The sequence below is a fragment of the Streptomyces yangpuensis genome, from assembly GCF_001005295.1.
Taxonomy (GTDB): domain Bacteria; phylum Actinomycetota; class Actinomycetes; order Streptomycetales; family Streptomycetaceae; genus Streptomyces; species Streptomyces yangpuensis.
In genome coordinates this window covers 1,885,317-1,906,050 of record NZ_LBMK01000002.1, presented here as the reverse complement: position 1 = coordinate 1,906,050, position 20,734 = coordinate 1,885,317, and the positions used below count along the sequence as shown (strand labels likewise).

Annotated in this window: 18 protein-coding genes and 2 pseudogenes; 6 read left to right on the top strand and 14 right to left on the bottom strand. The window is 72.1% G+C overall.

Translation table 11 applies throughout. The features are described from left to right. Nucleotides 1-3 precede the first annotated feature (3 nt). From AAT21_RS13820 to AAT21_RS13805, 4 genes are all read right to left on the bottom strand, one after another. Nucleotides 4-732 carry a hypothetical protein gene (locus tag AAT21_RS13820; RefSeq protein ID WP_052757766.1) on the bottom strand — a complete coding sequence of 243 codons (729 nt, stop codon included), beginning with the start codon at nt 730-732 and terminating at the stop codon, nt 4-6. Nucleotides 733-1,251: 519 nt separating this feature from the next. Continuing rightward, the gene (locus AAT21_RS13815) at nt 1,252-2,463 is read right to left on the bottom strand and encodes a cytochrome P450 family protein (RefSeq protein ID WP_046776869.1); all 1,212 of its coding nucleotides are present in this window, start codon (nt 2,461-2,463) and stop codon (nt 1,252-1,254) included. Nucleotides 2,464-2,501: 38 nt separating this feature from the next. Further along, the gene (locus AAT21_RS13810; protein ID WP_046776868.1) at nt 2,502-2,870 is read right to left on the bottom strand and encodes a hypothetical protein; all 369 of its coding nucleotides are present in this window, start codon (nt 2,868-2,870) and stop codon (nt 2,502-2,504) included. A 253-nt stretch (nt 2,871-3,123) separates the two neighbouring features. Continuing rightward, nucleotides 3,124-3,663 (bottom strand): hypothetical protein, encoded by a 540-nt coding sequence (locus tag AAT21_RS13805; protein ID WP_046776867.1) that lies wholly within the window; start codon nt 3,661-3,663, stop codon nt 3,124-3,126. Between the two features lie 259 nt (nt 3,664-3,922). On the opposite strand from AAT21_RS13805, the gene AAT21_RS13800 reads away from it, so the two are divergent. Then, nucleotides 3,923-6,019 (top strand): SpoIIE family protein phosphatase, encoded by a 2,097-nt coding sequence (locus tag AAT21_RS13800; protein ID WP_046776866.1) that lies wholly within the window; start codon nt 3,923-3,925, stop codon nt 6,017-6,019. A gap of 61 nt (nt 6,020-6,080) precedes the next feature. Here the strand turns inward: AAT21_RS13800 and AAT21_RS13795 are convergent, their stop codons facing one another. From AAT21_RS13795 to AAT21_RS13760, 8 genes and pseudogenes are all read right to left on the bottom strand, one after another. Next, nucleotides 6,081-6,824 carry a class E sortase gene (locus AAT21_RS13795; RefSeq protein ID WP_107081254.1) on the bottom strand — a complete coding sequence of 248 codons (744 nt, stop codon included), beginning with the start codon at nt 6,822-6,824 and terminating at the stop codon, nt 6,081-6,083. 210 nt (nt 6,825-7,034) lie between these two features. Next, a pseudogene (gene abc-f, locus AAT21_RS13790) lies at nt 7,035-8,685 on the bottom strand (ribosomal protection-like ABC-F family protein). Between the two features lie 181 nt (nt 8,686-8,866). After that, a complete protein-coding gene (gene glpK / locus AAT21_RS13785) occupies nt 8,867-10,384 on the bottom strand; it encodes a glycerol kinase GlpK (RefSeq protein WP_046776865.1) in 1,518 nt (505 codons plus the stop codon). Nucleotides 10,385-10,636: 252 nt separating this feature from the next. Beyond that, the gene (locus AAT21_RS13780; RefSeq protein WP_046776864.1) at nt 10,637-11,485 is read right to left on the bottom strand and encodes an MIP/aquaporin family protein; all 849 of its coding nucleotides are present in this window, start codon (nt 11,483-11,485) and stop codon (nt 10,637-10,639) included. Between the two features lie 388 nt (nt 11,486-11,873). Beyond that, entirely contained in the window at nt 11,874-12,227 is a 354-nt protein-coding gene (locus AAT21_RS13775) for a DUF3618 domain-containing protein (RefSeq protein WP_046776863.1), read from the bottom strand. Further along, nucleotides 12,224-12,637, bottom strand: coding sequence for a phage holin family protein (locus AAT21_RS13770; protein ID WP_046776862.1), 414 nt, complete (start codon nt 12,635-12,637; stop codon nt 12,224-12,226). The genes AAT21_RS13775 and AAT21_RS13770 overlap by 4 nt, the downstream gene beginning before the upstream one ends. Before the next feature lie 126 nt (nt 12,638-12,763). Next, a pseudogene (locus tag AAT21_RS13765) lies at nt 12,764-12,940 on the bottom strand (ribonuclease BN); the annotation flags it as partial. A 296-nt stretch (nt 12,941-13,236) separates the two neighbouring features. Further along, nucleotides 13,237-13,668, bottom strand: coding sequence for a CBS domain-containing protein (locus tag AAT21_RS13760; RefSeq protein WP_046776860.1), 432 nt, complete (start codon nt 13,666-13,668; stop codon nt 13,237-13,239). Between the two features lie 237 nt (nt 13,669-13,905). Between AAT21_RS13760 and AAT21_RS13755 the strand changes: the two genes are divergently transcribed. From AAT21_RS13755 to AAT21_RS13745, 3 genes are all read left to right on the top strand, one after another. Further along, nucleotides 13,906-15,159, top strand: coding sequence for a cytochrome P450 (locus AAT21_RS13755; RefSeq protein ID WP_046776859.1), 1,254 nt, complete (start codon nt 13,906-13,908; stop codon nt 15,157-15,159). Nucleotides 15,160-15,505: 346 nt separating this feature from the next. After that, nucleotides 15,506-15,889, top strand: coding sequence for a VOC family protein (locus AAT21_RS13750; RefSeq protein WP_046777380.1), 384 nt, complete (start codon nt 15,506-15,508; stop codon nt 15,887-15,889). Between the two features lie 260 nt (nt 15,890-16,149). After that, nucleotides 16,150-16,713, top strand: coding sequence for a ribosome-inactivating family protein (locus tag AAT21_RS13745; protein ID WP_046776858.1), 564 nt, complete (start codon nt 16,150-16,152; stop codon nt 16,711-16,713). A 262-nt stretch (nt 16,714-16,975) separates the two neighbouring features. Here the strand turns inward: AAT21_RS13745 and AAT21_RS13735 are convergent, their stop codons facing one another. After that, nucleotides 16,976-17,815 carry a hypothetical protein gene (locus tag AAT21_RS13735; RefSeq protein ID WP_052757765.1) on the bottom strand — a complete coding sequence of 280 codons (840 nt, stop codon included), beginning with the start codon at nt 17,813-17,815 and terminating at the stop codon, nt 16,976-16,978. Between the two features lie 211 nt (nt 17,816-18,026). Between AAT21_RS13735 and AAT21_RS13730 the strand changes: the two genes are divergently transcribed. Then, nucleotides 18,027-19,232: an alpha/beta hydrolase family protein gene (locus AAT21_RS13730; protein WP_046776856.1), complete on the top strand. Its 1,206-nt coding sequence runs from the start codon at nt 18,027-18,029 to the stop codon at nt 19,230-19,232. Between the two features lie 31 nt (nt 19,233-19,263). Here the strand turns inward: AAT21_RS13730 and AAT21_RS13725 are convergent, their stop codons facing one another. Continuing rightward, the gene (locus AAT21_RS13725) at nt 19,264-19,782 is read right to left on the bottom strand and encodes a MerR family transcriptional regulator (RefSeq protein ID WP_079025611.1); all 519 of its coding nucleotides are present in this window, start codon (nt 19,780-19,782) and stop codon (nt 19,264-19,266) included. On the opposite strand from AAT21_RS13725, the gene AAT21_RS13720 reads away from it, so the two are divergent. Then, entirely contained in the window at nt 19,781-20,704 is a 924-nt protein-coding gene (locus AAT21_RS13720; RefSeq protein WP_327152734.1) for an oxidoreductase, read from the top strand. The genes AAT21_RS13725 and AAT21_RS13720 overlap by 2 nt on opposite strands. Nucleotides 20,705-20,734: the final 30 nt, after the last annotated feature.

Here is a 20,734-nt window from a genome sequence, read left to right as displayed (position 1 = left end):
CATTTACTCGTCCCTCTCCACGACCCGGTCCGACACGGAGAAGACCGCCTCGCAGTCCGGGCAGACCGCCCGGCCGAAGAGGTGGAGCAGCCCGTACGCGACCTTCCCGTGCCCCGCCTCCGTCGCCAGACGGTGCAGGCGGGCCGGCAGTGCGTCGAGGGCGGCCGGGTCCGCGGGCAGCAGTTCCGTCCTGGCCGAGCCTGCGGGCAGCAGTTCCGTCCTGGCCGGGTCGGAGGTCACGTAGTCACCGGCCGAGGCGAAGGTGCCGTACCCGCCGAAGGCGACGAAGAGCGTCGACGAGCAGGCCGGGCAGTCGACTTCGTACTCCTCCGTGAACAGGCCCTCCAGGCGTCCGACGCTCCACACCCGCTCGCCCTCGAAGGCCAGGAGGGCTTGCAGGAGGTAGACGAAGGCCGGGGCGTCGGCGCCTGTCTCGCCGAGCAGGCGGCGGGCCGTCCCGAGGAGGACGGCCGTCTCGTCCGCGTACTGGGCGGTCTGCTCGTCGTCCGCCGCGGACAGGATGAGGCCCGCCATCGAGACCGCCTCGTCCGGTGCCCCGGGGGCGCGTCCGGCCGCGATGGCCGCCAGGTACGGGAGGGCGAGGTAGCTGTCGGGGTAGACGCAGTTCTGGTGGCACAGGTCGTTCCAGAGGCTGCTCCACACCTGCCCGTCGTCCTCACCGCCCAGGCGTGCGAAGGCGGCGGCCAGGTCGTCGGAGGGTCTCGCGATCACGTAACGGGTTCCTTCCGGACACGACGGCCGTACCGGTCGGCGGCCCGGCCATCCAGACAGTGGTCGGCCCCATCGGCCCCCTCACATGCACCCCCATCACATGCGCCCCCGTGGCGCGTCGGTGACCGCGCTTCGTCGAGCAGGCCCGGCCCACGCTACCGGGAGCCACTGACAACGCCCGGAGCCGACCGTGTGGGCGCGGTCACCTGAGCGGGCCGGCCACCACCATCGCCCATACCCCCGCGGCAGCGACCAGCACGGTGGCGAGCGCCGCGGGCACCTGCCGCGAACGCGCCTACAGGATCGGCCATCTCACGGTGCGTCACCTGCGCGGCGAGTGCGCCGAGCGGGTCGCCCCCGCAGCCGAGCGCGGCGGCACGGGCCCCGTGCCGCAGGTCCAGGGCCTTCCTGCCCTGTTCCACGAGGCCGGCGAGTCGTGCCCGGTGGGTCTTCGCCACGCACACCGGGCCGCCCTACCGGGTGATCTGGATCACTGGCGCGTGGGCGGACGGGCAGGGCTCAGTGCGGGGAGTGTCCCGTGTCGTAGCGGACCGGGAGTTCCAGCAGGCCGCGGGCGCGCAGGGAGGGGCGCCAGCGGGGCGCGGGGCCGGCGGCTTCGAGGACGGGGTAGCGCTCCAGGAGGGCGGCGAGTGCGATCTCGGTCTCGGCGCGGGCCAGGGGGGCGCCGAGGCAGTAGTGGATGCCGTGGCCGAGCGCGAGGTGGCCGGAGGCGTCGCGGTCCAGGTCGAGGAGGTCGGGCCGGGGGAAGCGGGCCGGGTCGCGGTTGGCCGCGGAGAGCGAGAGCAGGACCGTCTCCCCCGCCGGGACGGTGACTCCCGAGATGGTGATGTCCTCGGTCGGGAAGCGGCGGATGGCGAGGGGCGCGGGGCCTTCGTAGCGCGCGAGTTCCTCGACGGCGGCCGGGAGGGCGGACGGTTCCCTGCGGAGGCGGGCCTGTTCTTCGGGGTGCTCCAGGAGTGTGTGGATCGCGTTGCCGATGAGCTGGACGGTGTTCTCGTACCCGGCGAAGAGGATGAGGAAGGCGAGTGACATCAGCTCGTCCTCGCTGAGGCGGTCGCCGTCGCGGGCGTCCTCGCCGTCCGCGGCGTCCCGGACGGCTGTCAGGTCGGACAGCAGGTCGTCGGCGGGCCTGCTGCGCTTGTGCGCCATGAGCTCGGTGAAGAAGCCGAGCATGGCCATCACAGCTTCCTTCGCGGCATGGGGACGGCTGGGGTCGGGGGTGATCAGCGCGTCCGTCCAGGTGCGGAAGTCCAGGCGGCGGTCCTCCGGAACGCCCAGCAGGTCGCAGATGACGATGATGGGCAGCGGGGCGGCGTACGCGGCCACCAGGTCCGCGGTTCCGGCCGGGCCGAGGTCGTCGAGGAGACGGTCGGCAGTCGCGCGGATGGGGGCGCGCAACTGCTCGGTGCGGCGCGGGGTGAAGGCGCGGCTCACGAGCCTGCGGATGCGGGTGTGGTCCGGGGGATCCATGTTGAGCAGGTTGGCGTCCAGGGCCGGCGGCAGCGACAGGCCCCGGTAACCGCCGTCCTTGGAATGGGACTTGTCGAGGGACAGCCGGCGGTCGGCGAGGGCGGCACGCACGTCGTCGTACCGCGTTACCAGCCATGCCGGGGTGCCGTCGGTGCCGGTGATGCGGCACACCGGTGCGGTGTCGCGCAGCCGGTCGTAGACGGAGTAGGGGTGTTCGAGCAGTTCGGCCTGGAGATCCATGGGGTTACCTTAGGCTCACGGCGGCCAACTGCCCCGCTTCAGGCCGTGCGTTGGCGGGCGACGGCATCCGTCCAGGTCGCGGTGGTCTGCGGGGTGAGCGGGACGCGTCCGTGGACGGCATCGAGGAAGACGTGGCGGTCGATGCGCTCGCTGTACCGGGTGGCGAAGATGGGCGCGGCCCCCTCGGCCAGGAAGGGGTCGGCGGGGTAGGCGACGACCGTACCGTCCGGACCGTGGTCGGCCTCCTGCCGGTTGACGGCCTCGGCGCCCTTGGCCGGAGGGCCTTGAGGGGCCTCGCCGTAGCGCTCCTGCCAGAGCGGGGCGAACCCCAGGGCCCGCTCACTGCTCGCCCGCAGGCCCGGAGGGACCAGACGCGCCCAGGCCGCGGCATCGGCGTTCCACTCCACCAGCGCGCCGACGAACCGACCCGCTGCCCGTACGGCCGTCCGCGACGGCTGACATGCTCCACCTCATGACGGATCAGAGCCTGCCCGAACTCACCCGGATCGCCGGCGCCCACCAGGTCACTACCGCACTCCGGCACGAGTTGACCGACTGCTGGATCGCCGTCACCAACGCGGGCGGGGCCGACGGGTGGGGCCGCCTCCCGGAGCGGAGCCGGGAGGCGGCCGGGTGTGGCGCGGGTGGCTCAGCGGTGGCTCAGCGGAACAGCATGGACGCGTCCCCGGCCGGGGTGGTCACCGAGGCCGGACACAGGAAGCTGCCCGAGGTCTTGGTCGCCGTGAAGGCCCGGTTGATGTACTTACGGGTCGTACCGTCGCGGTCCCACGCGATGTTCGTCGCCTTGTAGCGACAGGAGATGAAGCTCTGCCTGCCGGTGATGTCGATCAGGTCGGTCCGGGCCGTGCCGGCCGCGTCGTCGAAGGTGAACGCGGGGTTGTTGTTGAGTGTGGCGGCGATGCCGCCGCCACAGGCGAGGTTGCCGCCAGGCGCGTTGACCGTGGCACGGTCCACGGTGAGGGCGCTCGGGGCGGCGGCGCTGGTGCTCGCGTTCGTCCAGCTGCAGCTGTTGCCGGCGACGACCATCACGCCGTCGACCTTCTGGTCGGCGGCCGGGGCGGCGGAGCCGTGGGCCAGGGCGGTTCCGGTACCGGCCAGACCTGCCGCGACGACGAGTGTCGCGATCCCGGCGACGCGGGCGAGTCGTGTGGTGCGGGAGATGTTCGGGGTGTGCCTCATGGGTCGCTCCTCCATGCCACGTGCTGGTGGGGGTGGGCGAGGCGCTGGGCCTCTCAGGGGGGTGCGGAGTGCGTGCCGGGAGCGTCCCACAGCCATCTCGAAGTGTCAGGAGCCTGTCAGGTGCATGGCGACAATTGGCTGGAATTACCGGTCGGTACGGCGTACCGCACCGCTGGATCCGCCCCACGAGGCGCCGTGAGGTCCGCTGCCCGGATGACGGGCACAATGAGGAGAGACCTCGATCGAAGGGGGACCTCTGATGCCATCGGACCGGCCAGGGGGTGCGGACGCCGACGCCCCCGGTCCGATCCGGTCCGAGCCGGGGGCCCTCCTGGAGCACGTGCCCGTGGCCGTCTTCGGCCTCGACCACGAGGAGAGGGTCCGCTACTGGGGCCCGGGCGCCCGGCACCTTTTCGGCTACGCGCCCGAAGAGGTGCTGTCCCGGCCGGCCTCGATCCTCTTCCCCGACCCTGAGCCGGGAACCCCCGGCGGGGCGTCTCAGCTGGTGGAGCGCGGCCGGAGCCTCGGGTACTGGCGGGTCCGGATGCCCGCCCGGCACCGCGACGCCGGGGTCTTCGACTGCGGGTTCCGGGTGTTCCCGGTGACCGGCCCGGCAGGCGACTCCGTGGTCATGGGCCTGGCCAGCCGGGGCGACGAGCTCGACCGGGTCAAGACGAACCTCGTCTTCCTCGACGCCCTCTTCGAGACCTGCCCGATCGGCCTCGTCATGCTCGACGAGGAGCTGCGTTACGTGCACCTCAACCAGGTGCTGGCCGACATGGACGGGATTCCCGTGCGGGAACACCTCGGGCGACGCATGACCGACATCATGATCACGTCCGACGGGGGCGAGTACGAACGCATGCTCCGGGCCGTGGCCGAGAAGGGACACCCCCTCGTCGGCGCGCTGGTGGGACTGCGCACCCCCGGCCGGCCCGACCGCGACCAGGTCCGCTCGGTGAGCTTCTTTCCGCTGAGCGGGGCGGGAGACACCCTGCCCGGTGTGGGCGGGCTGCTCGTCGACGTGACCGACCGGGAACAGGCCCTGCTCGAAGCGACGGCCGCCCGGCAGCGGCTGGACCTGCTGGACCGCGCATCGGCCCAGGTCGGCACCACCCTGGACCTGGAGGTCACCGCCCGCGAGCTCATCGACGCCGTCATGCCCGACTTCTGCGACGGCGCCGTGGTCGAAATCATCGAGTGGATGCACGAGGACGAACGGTTCGACCCCGCGCTGCCGCTCACCACGCGCCGGATCGCCTCCGGCACCGTCCTCCCGCCGCCCGTACCCGAGCTGGTCGGCGGCCGGGAACGGGTCACCTACCCACCCGGCTCCGGCATCCACGACATGCTGAGCAGCGGCCGCCCGCTCTCCGTCGTCGTCGACGAGGCCTTCGCGACCCGCACCGCCGACCACCGGGACCGGGCCCGCCTGCTGCTGGACAGCGATCTGGGCGGGATCGTCCTCGCGCCGCTCATCGCACGGGGTACCGTCCAGGGCATCGCCATGTTCGGCCGCTCCACCGCCCGTCCCGCCTTCACCGAACAGGACGTCACCCTCGCCGGTGAGCTGGCCTCACGGGCGGCCCTGTGCCTGGACAACGCGCGCCTGTACGGCCGGGTCCAGGACATCGCGCTGACCCTCCAGCGCGCCCTGCTGCCCAGCGCCGTGGTCTCCGGCGCCCATGTGGACGTCGCCCACCGCTATCTCCCCGGCAGCCGGATCACCGAGGTCGGGGGCGACTGGTACGACGTGATCAACCTGCCCGACGACCGGGTCGCGCTCGTCGTCGGGGACGTCATGGGGCACGGCGTCCCGGCCGCCGCGTCGATGGGCCGGCTGCGCATCACGGCCAAGGCCCTGGCCCCCCACGCCCCCACCCCCGAGGCGCTGCTCACCGAACTCGACTCCTGCGCGCAGGAGTCCGGCATCCAGCTGGCCACGTGCCTCTTCCTCGTGTACGACCCGCACACCGGCCGCACCCGCATCGGGAACGCCGGCCATCCGCCGCCCCTGGTACGCCACCCGGACGGGACGGTCGAGACGGTGGGCGAGGGCCTGGGGATCCCGCTGGGGGTGGGCGGCGTCCCCTTCCGGTCGTCGGCGCTCGACCTGCCCGAGGGCGCGGTGCTCGCCCTGTACACCGACGGCCTGATCGAGACGCGGGGGCAGGACATCGGAGCCGGTCTGGAGGCGCTGCAGGAGCAGCTGCGTACGGTGACCGGCCCGCTGGAGGAGGCCGCGGACCGGATCATCGCGAACCTGCTTCCGGCCGAGGCGACCGACGACACGGTCCTGGTACTGGCCCGGATCCACCGCGCGAGGGGCCGGGCCGCCGGTGCGGGGCCGCCTTGAGGAGTGACGTGCCCCGGCGGCCGGTTCGTCTGCCGTGCTCATGCGCCCACCCTGGGTGGTGCTACGGAGACGGCGCCGTCTTGCGCAGGACGCCGATCTTGTCGATGCGGTGCTCGGGATTGCCCTGGGCGTCGCTCCAGAAGTTGCCCTCGGCGTGGTCCTCCGGTGTGGCACAGGTCGAGATCGTGATCATGGCCTGGGTGGGGGTCGCGCCGGGTACGCCGGGCACGGCTGCGCGCTGTTCGTCCAGCGAGCGCTGCTGCCGGAAGGACGTCTTGCGGGTCGCGGTGATCTCGTAGGTGTACTGCACCCCGCCCGCGGTCACGAGGACCGTGTCTCCGTGGTCGACCGCGGGCAGGTCCCGCAGGGGGCCGCCGGCTGACAGGCGGTGCGCGGTGACCAGGAAGTTCCCCACCTGCCCGGGTCCCACCCCGCCCCGCTTCCCGTACGGGCTGGCCGCGACCCCGCGGTCCTGGATGCGGGTCCCGGGTACGTCGTCGGTGGTGCCCTCGTACGGCACGACGCGCAGCCCGGATATACCCGCGGAGGGTATGGACAGCGTCGACTCCCGAGTACGGGCGTCGCCGGGATCCGCAGCGGGTGAGTACGCGGCGGTGGCCTGCGCCGGGCCCGGGGCGGAGGGGGTCGTGGCGGCGGCGGTCGTGGCGGGGGGAGTCGTGGCGGCGGGAGTCGCCGGTGCCGCTGCGGACCCTGCGGCGGCCGAGGGCCCGCAGGCAGCCAGCAGGGCGGTCACAGCACCGGCCAGAACGACGGGTACGGCTCGGAACGGGAACGAGGGGGGCATGAGCGCATCCGTGGGGGGATCGGTCGCCCGGGTCGAGCGGCAGGTGGGTGACCCGGTTCACGGCCAGGGTGACATACGGAGCAAGCAGTCCATAAGGGTCCACCCCTGTGACCTCCCTCCCCCGCCCCGGGACCCGAGGCGAGGGGCCCCGGGCCGGGGGCCGGGGGCCGGGGCCGGGCCAGGGACCGGGGCCGGGGCCGGGGCCGGCGGTCAGGAGTTGCGGCCGGCTCGGAGGTTCAGGCGGTTTCCCGGGAAGCGGTGGCGGAAGCCGCGGTCGTGCGAGACCGCCACCACGGCTCCGCGGTAGGCGGCGAGGGCGGCTTCCAGGTCCTCGATCAGGTCGAGGGCGATGTGGTTCGTCGGCTCGTCGAGGACGAGGAGGTCCGCGGGCCGGGTCACCAGGGTCGCGATCTGCAGCCGCCGCTGCTGCCCCGCGGACAGCGCCGCGACGGGGACGTGCAGGTCCTCCTCGCGGAACAGGCCCAGCGCCAGCAGCCGCTCCGCGTACTCCTCCGGCGGACCCGGACGGCCGGCCGCGAAGGCCGTGAGCAGCGGCAGCCGGCTGGACCGGGCGGGCAGTTCCTGCGCGAGGTACCCGATCCGGGCGGAGCGGGAGCGGCGTACGGTCCCCACGTCGGGCTCCAGGTCGCCCGCCAGAACGCGCAGCAGGGTCGTCTTGCCGGCTCCGTTTCCGCCGGTGACCAGCAGTCGCTCCCCCGGCCCGATGGTCAGCAGGCCGTCGAGTCGGAGCCGCTCCCCGACGGCCACGCCGTCGAGCTCGGCCAGCGGGCCGGCGTCCTGGTGCTCTCGGCCGGTCGCCGGCAGCGCCGCCTTGAACCTCAGGAGTTCGGGCGGCGGCGCCACCGGGTTGCGTCGCAGGTGGTCCAGCCTCTCCCGGACGGCCCGGACCTGTCCGCCGAGCTTGGCCTCGTGCGACCGGCGATGTTTGCCGAAGCCCTGCCGGGGGTCCTTGCCGGTGCCGGCCAGGCGTTTCGTGGCCGCGCCGAGCAGTTCCTCGGTACGGCCGAGGTCGTCGCGCCAGTCCGCGTGTTCCTGCGCCGCGCGCCGTCTGGCGGCCGCCTTCGCGGCGCGGTAGCCGCGCCAGCCGTCCCCGTGGCGGTGCACGGTGCGCGCGTCGCGGTCGACTTCGAGGACGGTGGTGGCGATCCGCTCCAGGAAGCCGCGGTCATGGGTGACGGCGACGACGGTGCCCCGGTGCGCGCAGGTGCTCTTCGAGCCAGTGCACGGCGGCCTCGTCGAGGTGGTTCGTCGGCTCGTCGAGGAGCAGCAGCTCGGGGGCGGCGGCCAGTACGCAGGCGAGCGAGAGTCGGGTCTGCTCGCCGCCGGACAGTGAACCGAGCGTACGGTCGCGGGTGGTCCCGGCGAGCCCGAGGCCGTACAGGGCGGCGTCGACGCGGGCGTCGACCTCGTAGCCGCCGCGGTCCTCGTACGCGGTCAGCAGCTCGCCGTACGCGTCGAGTTCGGCCGGGGACGCTCCGGCCAGGTCCTTCTCGGCCGCGGGCAGCCTGCGTTCCATGCCGCGCAGGTCCGCGAGGGCGAGGTCGACGGCGTCCTGCACGGTGTGGCCGGGGTCGAGGTCGAGGGTCTGGGCGAGGTGGCCGGTGCCGCCCGGGAAGACGACGGCGATCTCGCCGGTGTCGGGCGGCTCGGCCGCGGCGAGGAGCCGCAGCAGGGTGGACTTGCCGGAGCCGTTCTCGCCGATGACGGCGGCCTTCTCGCCGGGACGGACGGTGAAGGAGACCTGGTCGAGGACGGTACGGGTGCCGTAGGACTTGGTGACGTCCTTGACGGACAGCTGTGCCACGGGGGCGGGCACGGCGGTGTGGGCGCGTTCGCGCATGAGGCTTTCCCTGATGACGTGAAGGGTCTGTGGGCTGCGGAGGCGGCGTGGCCGCCGTGCCCGGACTCAGGGAAAGCAGTGGAAATCCATGCGTCGACCATAGCAAGACGATGCGTCTCGTCTCAACCGATGTATGGCGCGCCCACGCGGCCCAGCGGCACCGCCGGTCCGGGCCGGCCGTCTATTCGACCTTCTCCCAGTCGAGCGTGCGCTCCACCGCCCGCTTCCAGCCCGCGTACCCCTCGGCACGTCGCTCCTCGGACCACTGGGGCTCCCAGCGCTTGGACTCCTGCCAGTGCGTGCGCAGTTCGTCCGTGTCCCGCCAGAACCCGGTGGCGAGGCCGGCCGCGTAGGCGGCGCCGAGCGCGGTGGTCTCGGCGACGACGGGCCGGCTGACCGGTACGCCGAGGACGTCGGACTGCGTCTGCATGCACAGGTCGTTGGCGGTGACTCCGCCGTCGACCTTGAGCACGTCGAGGTGCACGCCCGAGTCCTGCTCCATGGCTTCCACGACGTCGCGGCTCTGGTAGCAGATCGCCTCCAGCGTGGCCCGCGCCAGGTGGCCGTTGTCGTGGTAGCGGGCGAGTCCGACGATCGCACCGCGGGCGTCGGAGCGCCAGTACGGGGCGAACAGGCCGGAGAAGGCGGGGACGAAGTAGATGCCGCCGCTGTCCTCGACGGTCCGGGCCAGACGCTCGCTCTCACCTGCATCCGAGATGATCTTCAGCTGGTCGCGCAGCCACTGCACGGCGGAGCCGGTGACCGCGATGGAGCCTTCGAGGGCGTAGACCGCGGGGCTGTCGCCGAACTGGTAGGCCACGGTGGTCAGGAGGCCGTGCTGCGAGCGGACCAGTTCCGTACCGGTGTTGAGGACCAGGAAGTTGCCGGTCCCGTAGGTGTTCTTCGCCTCGCCGGGTGCGAAACAGACCTGGCCGACGGTGGCCGCCTGCTGGTCGCCGAGGACGCCCGTGATGGGGATGGCCTCGCGCAACGGCCGGGAGGTGCGGGTCCGCCCGTACGCCTCCGGGTGGGAGGACGGGTTGATGGTGGGCAGCATGGCCCGGGGGATGTTGAAGAAGCCGAGCAGTTCGTCGTCCCAGTCGAGGGTTTCCAGGTCCATGAGCATGGTGCGGCTGGCATTGGTGACGTCGGTGGCGTGGATGCCGCCGTCGGGGCCTCCGGTGAGGTTCCACAGCACCCAGCAGTCGGTGTTGCCGAAGAGGGCGTGGCCCTGCTCGGCGGCCTCCCGCACTCCGTCGACGTTCTCCAGGATCCACTGGATCTTGCCGCCGGAGAAGTAGGTGGCCGGGGGCAGCCCCGCCTTGCGGCGGATGACGTCGCCCTGGCCGCCGCGCTCCAGTGCCGCGGCGATGGAGTCCGTACGGGTGTCCTGCCAGACGATCGCGTTGTAGTAGGGGCGCCCGGTGCGGGGGTCCCAGACGACGGTCGTCTCGCGCTGGTTGGTGATACCGACGGCCGCGAGGTCGGAGGCGTCGAGGTTGCCGTGCCGGAGGGCGTTCTGGATCACCGAGTTGGTGCGTTCCCAGATCTCCACGGGGTCGTGTTCGACCCATCCCGAGCGCGGGAGGATCTGGGAGTGCTCCAGCTGGTGCCTCGCCACCTCGTTTCCGGCGTGGTCGAAGATCATGAAACGGGTGCTCGTGGTCCCCTGGTCCACTGCGCCGACGAAGTCAGGCATGGGGTGCCGCCTCTCTGCGGATGCCGTGCGGGGGGCTGCCGCCCGGTACGGAGCGGGCGTGCCGCGAACGTCCGTCCCGGGCGGCGTCAGCTCTGCGCGCGACCGGCTCTCTGCGGTCGGCTGTGCGCGATCGGCGCTGCGTGATCAGCGCCGATCGGCCCGTACTGCGCGGTCCGATCTGCGCGGTCCGTTCTGCGTGATCGGCTCTGCGTGATCGGCTCTGCGCCGTACGCACACTGCGTGGCTGCATGGTCAGCTCTCGTCCGGTGTCGGCACCCGTCCGGGAGGCTCCGGTTCGGCGGTCGGCAGGAACCGGCCGATGAAGAGCTTGTACAGAGCTCCTCCGAGCAGGCCGCCGATGAAGGGGCCGATGATCGGGACCCAGAAGTAGAAATTCCCGTACTGATCTCGCCACGCCCCGCCGTAGCCGGTGAAGAAGCTCGCCAGGCGGGGGCCGAAGTCACGGGCCGGGTTGATCGCGTAACCGGCGGCGGTGCCCCACGCCATACCGATCGCCACGACGATCAGGCCGACGATGAACGGGGCGAGGTTGGCGCCGGGGGGCGTGCCCAGCAGGTCCGTGACGGCGAGGATCAGGAAGAGCAGGATCGCGGTACCGATGATCTGGTCGCGCAGTGCGCCCCACTCGGTCACCGGCAGGTTGGTGTTCCCGTTGGCCGGGAGAGTGGAGAAGACGCCCTGGGTCTTGATGGTGTGCCCGGGGTCGACCTTGGCCAGTGCCTCGCTGTAGTTCCAGCGGACGATCAGGGCGGCCACGAAGGCGCCGGCCACCTGGGCCAGCGCGTAGGGGGCCACCTTGCTCCACGGAAAGCCCTTGAACGCGGCCAGTGCGACGGTCACCGCTGGATTGAGGTGAGCACCGCTCAGCCTCGCGGCGACATAAACACCCAGGGTTACGCCAAGACCCCAGGCCCAGGCGATGCTGTCGTGGTCCCCGAGACCGCCCGGGGGGTCCGTGAGGGCCCCACCGGCAACCACTTGGGCCACCACACCGCAACCGAAGAGGATAAGGATCATGGTGCCGGCGAATTCGGCGAAGAGTTCGCCCACCAGACCCGATCTATGGAGGCGCTCCGTCATGGGTGCACCAGCTTCCCGCCAGGCCGACGGCCGGCTTCGACTGCCCCGAGTCCTCTGCTTGTCCGACCGCAGCACGAAGTGCCCCCTGCGTACGAAAGGCCGATCCGGCCTCACTCAGAGCACAGCCCGTGAGCGGGTACCTCCATACTGCTCCACCGTCCCCTTATCCGCCCCTTATGCGCCTCCGGCTCCCGTGCCACGGGACTGCCCGGAAGGTGACAGGGCCCGGCCGGGGTGACTACTGGCTCCGGCCGGGCCCTGCGTGCGTGGGGTGTTGCTGGGGAGCGCGGAGGCTCGAACGCTCCGGTTCGAACTCCGCTTCACCAGACTGACACATTCGATCACTCTTCGCACTATTTCGACTACACAGTGCAGCTTCCGGATGCGGTCACCGGTGCCGACAGCCGCGGCGCACCAGCAGGAAGACCACCAGTGCGGCGCAACCGGCCACGAGCAACGGCCTGTGGTAGGTGCGTGCCGCCGTGACGACCCGGTCCGCCCCGTCGAGCACCGGCTCGGGCGTGGCGTGCTTCACCAGCTCCGCCGTGTGCGCGGCCCTCTCGTGGATCCGGTCGGCGACCTGCGCGGTCTTCCTCCCGGCCTGGGCCTTGAGGTCGGCCTTGCCCGCCAGGGCCTCTATGGTCCGCCCCAGCTCGTCCCGCGAGCGCTCGACCTGTTCGCGCAGCTCGTCGGGGGTGGGGGTGCCGTTGTCGGTTCGGGGTTTGTCGGGGTCGCCGGTCATCGGTGCGCCTTCTCCCGCATCGCGGCCAGGTCGGCCTTGACGCTGTCGATGGTCTGCGCCGGCATGGGCGCGCCGGCCTTGGTCACCTGCTTCCTGCCCGCCAGGGCCAGCATCGCGGCACCGATCGCCAGTACCGCCATGACGATCAGGGCCGAGGCCCAGACCGGCAGTACCAGCGCGAGGGCTGCGATACCGGCCGCCGTCAGGGCCTGGGCCGCCAGGAATCCGAGCAGACCCGCACCACTGAAGAGGCCGCCGCCCCGCCCGAAGCGCTTCCCTTTCTGCGTCATCTCCGCCCGCGCCAGCTGCATCTCCTCGCGGACCAGCTCCGATATCTGCCGGGACGCGCGCGAGACGAGCACGCTCACGGATTCATCGGCCATGTGGGTCTGCCGCTCTATCGTGCTCATGCGGAGTCTCCCCTTCAGGTTGCACACGCTTCTGTCGACGCGCGCCTACCCGGTAAACGCGCCGGCACCCGGCCACCGAGCCAGCGGGTCGTGAGCTCAGTGGGTCATGCGCCGACGGTCCTCCGCGTAGCAGCCCGGCGTCACCCACCGGAAGCCGCGGCCCTTGGCGTTCGGCGCCGCCCAGTACAGGAGCGCGATCATGATCGTGACAAGGAGGACAAGGGCCGGCCACTTCGTGATCGACCACACCGCCAGTCCTGTGTCCCCGATGCCCAGGGCGGTGCCCGCCCGGCGGGCCGGGCCGGGAGGCACGGGTCGAGGCGGTCTACCGCAACGAGCCGACGCAGCTGTGCGACGCCGTTCCCGAGCTGCTCGCGCGGCACTCCCCCATCGAGGCCCTGCGCGTGGAACGCGTCGGATCGGCCGGTACGGTGCCCGGCCGCGTGATGGCGGGGGGAGAGCCACCACGCGGCCCGGGTCCGTTCGGCAGTCCGCGCCGCTCACCGCCGCGAACTCCCGTGGAGACGCTTATGGCCGCTCTCCGCGGACTCAAACCTGACGGCGTCCGGACGTACGGACGTCCGCCCGTCCGGACGTCGTCACCGTTCGCGTGCCGCCTCCACGGCCGCCGCGATGGAGGCGAGGGGCGAGCCCGGGTCCCGTTCGACCTCCAGGTCGCCGAGGGTGACGATGCCGACGAGCTCGCCGCTCCCGGTCCGTACGGGCAGGCGCCGCAGCGCGTGCCGACGCATGAGGTCGACGGCTTCGTCGACGTGGTCGTCGGGCCCGACCGTGAGCGGTTCCGCGCTGCAGATCGCCAGGACGGTCGTCTCGGCCGGGTCGCGGTCCTCCGCCAGCGCGCGGACGACGATGTCCCGGTCCGTGAGGATGCCGCAGAGCCGTCCCTCGTCGACGACCAGTACGTCCCCGATGCCCGCGTCGCGCATCACCCGCGCCGCTTCCGCCAGCGAGGTCTGGCGCTCCACGGTCACCGGGTTGCGCGTCATCACCTCGTGCACTCGTCGGGTCATCGGTCCTCCCGATGGGTCGATCGGTCGCCTTGGCCGGAACACTTCGGAACACTCCGGAACAGCTCGGACCAGCTGGGAACGGCGCGGACAGCGCCCTTGCCGGGCGGTGCCGTCCGCGCGCGTCTGCCCCTCCACCGGCGGGGCAGTCCCTGAGCCGGTCCGTCCCAGTATCCGGGTATCCGGGTGACGGCGCCGGGCGCGCCGTGTGGGGGCCGCGGACCCGGGTAGCCGCATCCCATGCCGACTCTCAAGCACCCCCCGTCCGTGTGGACCGACGGCACCCTTTCGCTGCTGACGCAGGGCTACGCCTGGCTCCCCGACCAGATGCGCACTTCGGCGGACGGCACGGTCCGTACGCGTCTCCTCGGCCGCCATACGGTCGCGCTGCGCGGCCCGGAAGCCGTCGCCTTCTTCTACGACGAGCAGCACGTCCAGCGGCGCGCCGCACTCCCGGACCCGGTACTCGACACCCTGTTCGGGCAGGGGGCGGTGCACACCCTCGACGGCCTCGCCCACCGGGTCCGCAAGGGAATGTTCATGGCCCTGCTGAAGGACGGGAAGGGCATCGAGGCCCTGCGGGAGCACGTACTGCTGCGGTGGCGGGAGGCCGTGGACCGGTGGCGGGAGGATCCGGAGGAGACGGTGGTCCTCTTCGACGAGACGGCCAGGGTGCTCGCCCTCGCCGTCTGCGACTGGACCGGCGTACCGCTCACGGAGGCGGACGGCGGCGAGGAGCTGGCGCGGGACTGCGTGGCCATGGTCGACGGGTTCGCGACGGCCGGGCCGCGCCACCTGCGGGCGCGGGATGCCCGCAAGCGCCAGGAGCAGGCCCTCGCGCGACTGATCGTCCGGGTCCGGGAGCAGCAGGAGGCGGCTCCCGACGGCAGCGCGCTCGACGTGGTCGCCCGGCACCGCGACGCCGACGGCTCCGTCCTCGACCCGCACCTGGCGGCGGTGGAGCTGCTGAACATCATCCGGCCGACCGTGGCGATCGCGTGGTACGTCACATTCGCCGCGCACGCCCTGCACCGGTGGCCCGAGCACCGCGGCCCGCTCCGCGGTGACGTGTCGGGGCACCTGGCCACCGGTTTCGCCCACGAGGTCCGCCGCTTCTATCCCTTCGCGCCGTTCGTCGGCGGGCTCGCCGCCCGCGATCTGGAGTGGCACGGCGAGACCCTCCCGGCGGGGACCCTGCTTCTGCTGGACCTGTACGGGCAGCATCACGACGCGCAGTGGTGGGACCACCCGTACCGGTTCGATCCGCACCGCTACGGAAGCGACGAGAGCTTGCGAAATCTCGTCCCCCAGGGCGGCGGCGACGCGGCCGTGGGGCACCGGTGCCCCGGTGAGGACATCAGCGTCACGCTGCTGGCGGCCCTGGTCACGGAGCTGGCCGGGCTCGACCTCACCGTTCCCGACCAGGACCTGACCATTCCGCTGTCCCGGATGCCCACGCTTCCGCGCAGCGGCTTCCGGTTCCGCCTCGCGTAGGCGCGGCGGGGCGGGACGGGGGACGGACGGGGCTCGGGACGGCGGCGGACGGGGCTCGGGACAGTGGGCCCCGACCGGCCGGGGGGGATGGCCGATCGGGGCGGCCCCAGGCCGGCCGGGGGGAGGCGGGCCGGGGCGTTCGGGCGTGGGTGCGGAAAGGGCCTCGCGTCACGGCGGAGTGCACTGCGGGGCCGCGGCCGAACGGCCTTCCCCGCGGGCATCGGATCGGGCCCGGGAACATCGTCCCTTTCCGCACCCACGCAAAGAGGAACGCTCGACGACGGTGTCGTGTTCCCCTCGCGGGTGGCCTTGGCGCTCGGCCTGCGGATCAGCCATGATCACGCGCATGGTTTCGACAGTGCAGAACGTGGCGATCGACTGTGCGGACGCCTATGAGCTGGCGCGGTTCTGGAGCGGCGTGACGGGCCGTCCTTTGCATCCGGACGTCCGGCCGGGGGATCGGGAGACCCTGGTGCCGATGGCGGAGGGCCCGGTGCTGTACTTCAACCAGGTGCCCGAGGCCAAGACGGCCAAGAACCGGATCCACCTGTGCCTGCGCCCCGAGACCTCGCGCGATCAGGAGGTGGAGCGGCTGCTGGGCCTCGGCGCCTCCTTCGTCGCCGACCACCGGAACCCCGACGGTTCGGGCTGGGCGGTTCTTGCCGACCCGGAGGGCAATGAGTTCTGCGTTCTGCGCAGCGATTCCGACCGGGCGGCCACGGATTCGTAGCCGGCCGATTACGTCCGGCTTGCGGGATCGGCGGCCGATTTCTTAGCATCACAGGCCAACAATTCTCCCGGCCGCAACCCGGACGACTACAAAGGAGCCATCAGACCGAACCCGGCCGCGACGGAGTGATAAACCCGTGGGCGGCCGGAATGAGGCGAAGGTGGTGGTGTGCATGCGCGAGTGCAGCAGGATCCGGGCGATCACGGTCAGATTCCTCACGACAAGCCCGAGCCCTGGGCCTCTCCCCTGATGGGCCGGCCATGTTGATGCCGATCCTGTTCTCACCGGCGCAGGCCACGGCCGACGATTACCGGTCCCTGACGTCGACCATCCGGGCGAAGGCGGAAGACGGGCAGGGATTCTTCGGCGGAGCCGGGCGCAAGGAGGGCGAGATGCCCTACCTGCCCCTCCACATCCGGCTGCGGGGCTTGTTCGTCGAGCTTTTCATCGAGCTCCGCCCGCGCAATACCAGCCTCCGTATCGCCGGGTTCCGGAATATCTTCGAGAACGGCGAGGCCCCGCCGGAAGCGTATGTGCACCACGTGCGGGACTCGGCCGCGCCGCAGGAACTCGACAGAACGGAAACCCTGCCGTTCGGCGGGGCCCGCGCCGACCTGGAGACGGCGGCAGCCGTCCGCCGCGCCGGGATCATGCTCGGACGCCGCCCCTTGAGCCTCGCGGTCATCCGGCTGCACCAGAACCGCGATCCGCGGAGCACCGCCTACGGAATGCTGGTGCTCTCGGAAATGCTCTGCGAGGCGGCCCGGTATCCCGCGCTGGCAGATGCGATGTCACGCCTATGGATAACGGGGGGACGACTGTAATCAGCGGGCCAGGAACCATCGAATTCCCGCCCCCCCCTGCCGCCCCATCGGCATCGGGGAACGGAAGCCGGAAGGAGAAAACAGAACCCTCTTCAGGATGTGCCGCCCGGTCCCTGCCCCGGGCGGCACACGGCTTTCCGTGACCAGCGGCCGGCCCGTGAACGTCTGGAACCGCCACAGGATGGCGCGCATGGCCGATGTCAGCCGGGGGTTCCCCTGTTATGCGCCTCCCGTTGCGGCGACCGCGTCGGCGGGCGGGTGGTCAGGACGGCGGGATACGGGACAGGAGCGTGTGCAGCGCGGCGGTGCGGGAGTGCGTGGGATGCAGGTACCGCTCGCAGGCGGCCAGAGCCCGGGCGGCCTCCGCGCGGGCCTCGTCGCTGCGGCCGAGGCCGTGCAAGGCCTTGGCCCGGTACAGCTCCAGGTGCCCGACGGCGTGCGGCGGCGGCTCGGGCAGGGTCTGCGCCTCCAGCGACTCGGCCAGGGCCTCCTCGTGGCGGCCCAGGCCCGCCAGGCTGCGGACCAGCAGGACACGCAGAGCGTCCACGACCTCCCCGTCGTCGGCCCGTGGCAGGCTCGCGCGGGCGATCGTTTCCGGCTCCTCGTACAGGTCCTGCGTGCACAGGGCGTGCCCGAGACAGATCAGGGCGGCCAGTTCGATCCGGCGGTAGTTGGCGGGATGCGCCCGCCGGGCCAGCGCCCGCAGGACGTCCCGGGTTTCCGACTCCGCCTCCCCCGGCCGCTCGTCGTCGATGAGCACCAACGCACGGTTCAAGCGGGCGGCCAGCAGCAGACCGTGGGGGAGGTCGTTCGACCGCTCGGCCTCTGCTATCAACTCCTCGACCTCGCCCAGCGACGAGGGGACCCGTCGTCCGTGGGCGCGCGCCGCGACCACGGCGACATGCCTGGCGTACCAGGCGGTGCCCGCTCGGCGGCCCCGTCCCTTCCGGCTCCGCCGGGCTGTGACCAGGGCTCGTGCGCGCGCCTCGGCCTCCTCGAAGCGGCCCTCCTCCATCAGCGCGTAGGCCTGTTCGAGAGCAGCGAAGTGCCACGGAGCCGGGGCCCCGCCCATCCACGCCGACCAGGAGGTCGGCCGGCTCATACGCCTGAGATATGTCATGGCAGTTGAGCCTATGCGGCGGCCGCGGGAGCCCGACCGGCAGCCCGTCCGGCAACCCGACTCCGCCCGCCCGTCTGCCCGTCGCCGCCCACTGCGGCACGGCACGGCAGCAAGTGACGCGGGGTGCGGGGCCGGTGCGGCGTGCGGACGTCCGGAGGTCCTCGTACCGTGGGGGTGTACTCCGGGAGGCATCGTGGCGTACCGGTTCTGCGCGAACGAACAGTTCGATTTCGAGGTGCTGGTGCTCCTCGGGGCGTCCTGGCAGCAGGGCTCCGATCCGGGCGAGGTGCTGGCCACGGCCGCGCGGCTGCGCAATGCGGACGGCCCTGCCTGGTTCGAGGGCTGGACGGAGCTGGCCCGTCGCGTCCGGTCCGACGGCGAACGGGCGGCCGCGGCGGGGCGGCGGACGAGTGCTCGGGACGCGTGGCTGCGGGCTGCCGGCTACTACGGCACGGGATTGGTCGCCGCCGACGCCCTGTCCGACGAGGAGCGGCTCCTCGCGGTGTTCCGGGAGCACCGCGATGTCTTCGACCGGTTCGCGGCGGCGTGGGAGCCGGCCGCGGAGCGCGTGGCGGTGCCGTACGAGGGGACCACGCTCCCCGGCTACCTCTTCCGCCCGGCCGGAGGCGGCGCGGACGCCCCGACGGTGATCGTGAACAACGGCAGCGACGGTCCGGTGAGCACCGCGTGGACGATGCTCGGCGCGCCGGCCGTGGCGCGCGGCTGGAACGCGCTCCTCTTCGACGGGCCGGGGCAGCAGTCGATGCTGTTCGAGCACCGGATGCCGTTCCGCCCGGACTGGGAGAACGTGATCACCCCGGTGGTGGACTTCCTGCTGGCCCGGGACGACATCGCCGCCGGCCGGCTCGTACTGGCCGGGATCAGTCAGGCCGGCTACTGGGTGCCCCGGGCCCTCGCCTTCGAGCACCGGATCGTGGCGGGTGTCGCGGACCCGGGTGTGGTGTCCGTCGTGGACGCCTGGTGGAACAACTTCCCGCCGGAGCTCCGCGAGTTGTTCGACTCGGGCGACCGGGACGCCTTCGACGCGGTCATGCGCGAAGGGATCGCGGAGGACGGGGAGTTCGCCGCCCTCTGGCGGTGGCGGGCCAAGCCGTACGCGATCGACTCCCCGTACGACCTGCTCACCGAGATGACCCGGTACGACCTGACGGGGGTCCTGGACCGGATCACGGTGCCGCTGCTGGTGACCTCGCCGGAGGGCGAGCACTTCTGGCCCGGCCAGGCACGGCGCCTGTACGAGGCGCTGCCGGGCGAGAAGGCGTTCGTGGAGTTCACGGCGGCGGAGGGCGCGGACATGCACTGCGAGCCCCTGGGCCGGGCCCTGTTCGAGCAACGGGTGTTCGACTGGCTGGCCGCCCGTCTCGACGCCACGGCCTGACTGCAGGCGGGGGTGGGCGGTCGGCCGTCGCCTACGTCCTGCCGGCCGTCTGCGGCCCCGGCGGCGGCGTGCAGCCCGGTGCCGTGGTGTCCGGCGGCGTGCAGCCCGGTGCCGTGGTGTCCGGCGGCGTGCAGTCCGTGGCCGTGGCGTCCGTGCGGGACGGGTTCCACAGCCGGTCGGCCTCACCCCGCTCCACGTGGTCCTCGTAGATCCGCACCTTGTGCCGCATCACGCCCAGCGCTTCTCGCAGTTCCCTGATCTGCGCCTCCACGAAGGCCTCGTGGCGGCGCAGCAGCTCCAGGCGGTCGAGCTCGTTACCCGGACCCTGCCGGACCAGCTCGATGTACTGCCGGATCATCGCCACCGACATCCCCGAGGAGCGCAGCTTGGTGCAGACCGCCAGCCACTCCACATCCTCTTCGTGGTAGATCCGGCGGCCGTTGGACAGGCGGCGCACCGGGTTGGCGAACAGGCCCTCCCGCTCGTAGAACCGCAGCGCGTGCACGCTCAGCCCACTGCGCTGCGCCACTTCGCCGATGGTCAGGTCCATGAGTGACTCCCGTCACGCCGCTCTTGATCTAGACCGGACTCTAGCTCCTAGCGTTGATGTGACGGCCAGTCGGACGATCGGAATGCGGGAGAACATGAACGTTTGGTTTGTCACCGGTGCATCGCGCGGGCTCGGCGCGGAGATCACACGTGAGGCGCTGGAGCGGGGGCACGGCGTGATCGCCACGGCGCGGGACGCGTCGGTGGTGCTCAAGGCCCACCCGGAGAGGCCGGACGGGTTGCTGGCGGTGGACGCGGACGTCACCGACGAGGGGCAGTTGGCGGCGGCGGTGGAGGCCGGACTGGCCAGGTTCGGCCGGATCGACACCGTCGTCAACAACGCCGGCTACGGCCTCGTGGGCGCGATCGAGGAGGTCTCGGACCGGGCTGCCCGGGATCTGTTCGAGGTCAACGTGTTCGGCGTGCTCAATACGCTCCGGGCGACCCTGCCGACGCTGCGCGCCCAGCGTTCCGGGCACGTCCTGAACATCAGCTCCGTGGGCGGCTTCGCCACCGCTCCGGCGGTGGGCCTGTACGGTGCGTCGAAGTTCGCCCTCGAAGGCATCTCCGAGGCCCTGCACGGCGAGCTGGCCCCTCTCGGGATCCGCGTCACGGTCATCGAACCCGGCGGCTTCCGGACCGGCTTCCTGGGCACCTCCAGCCTCCGGGTCGAGCCGGCCGGCATCGCCGACTACGCCGCCGGTGCGGGGCCGGTGCGCGAGGCGATGAGCACGTTCGACGGTCTCCAGCCGGGCGATCCGGCGAAGGCGGCCCGAGCCATCGTGGACATCACCGAGACCGACCAGCCGCCGTTGCGGCTGCAGTTGGGCGCGGACGCGGTGGAACGTGTCGAGGCAAAGCTGGATCTGGTACGACGTGAACTCGACCAGTGGCGGCATGTGGCGCTCTCCACGGCGTTCTGAGGAACCGTCTACTGCCGTCGCACAGAATCG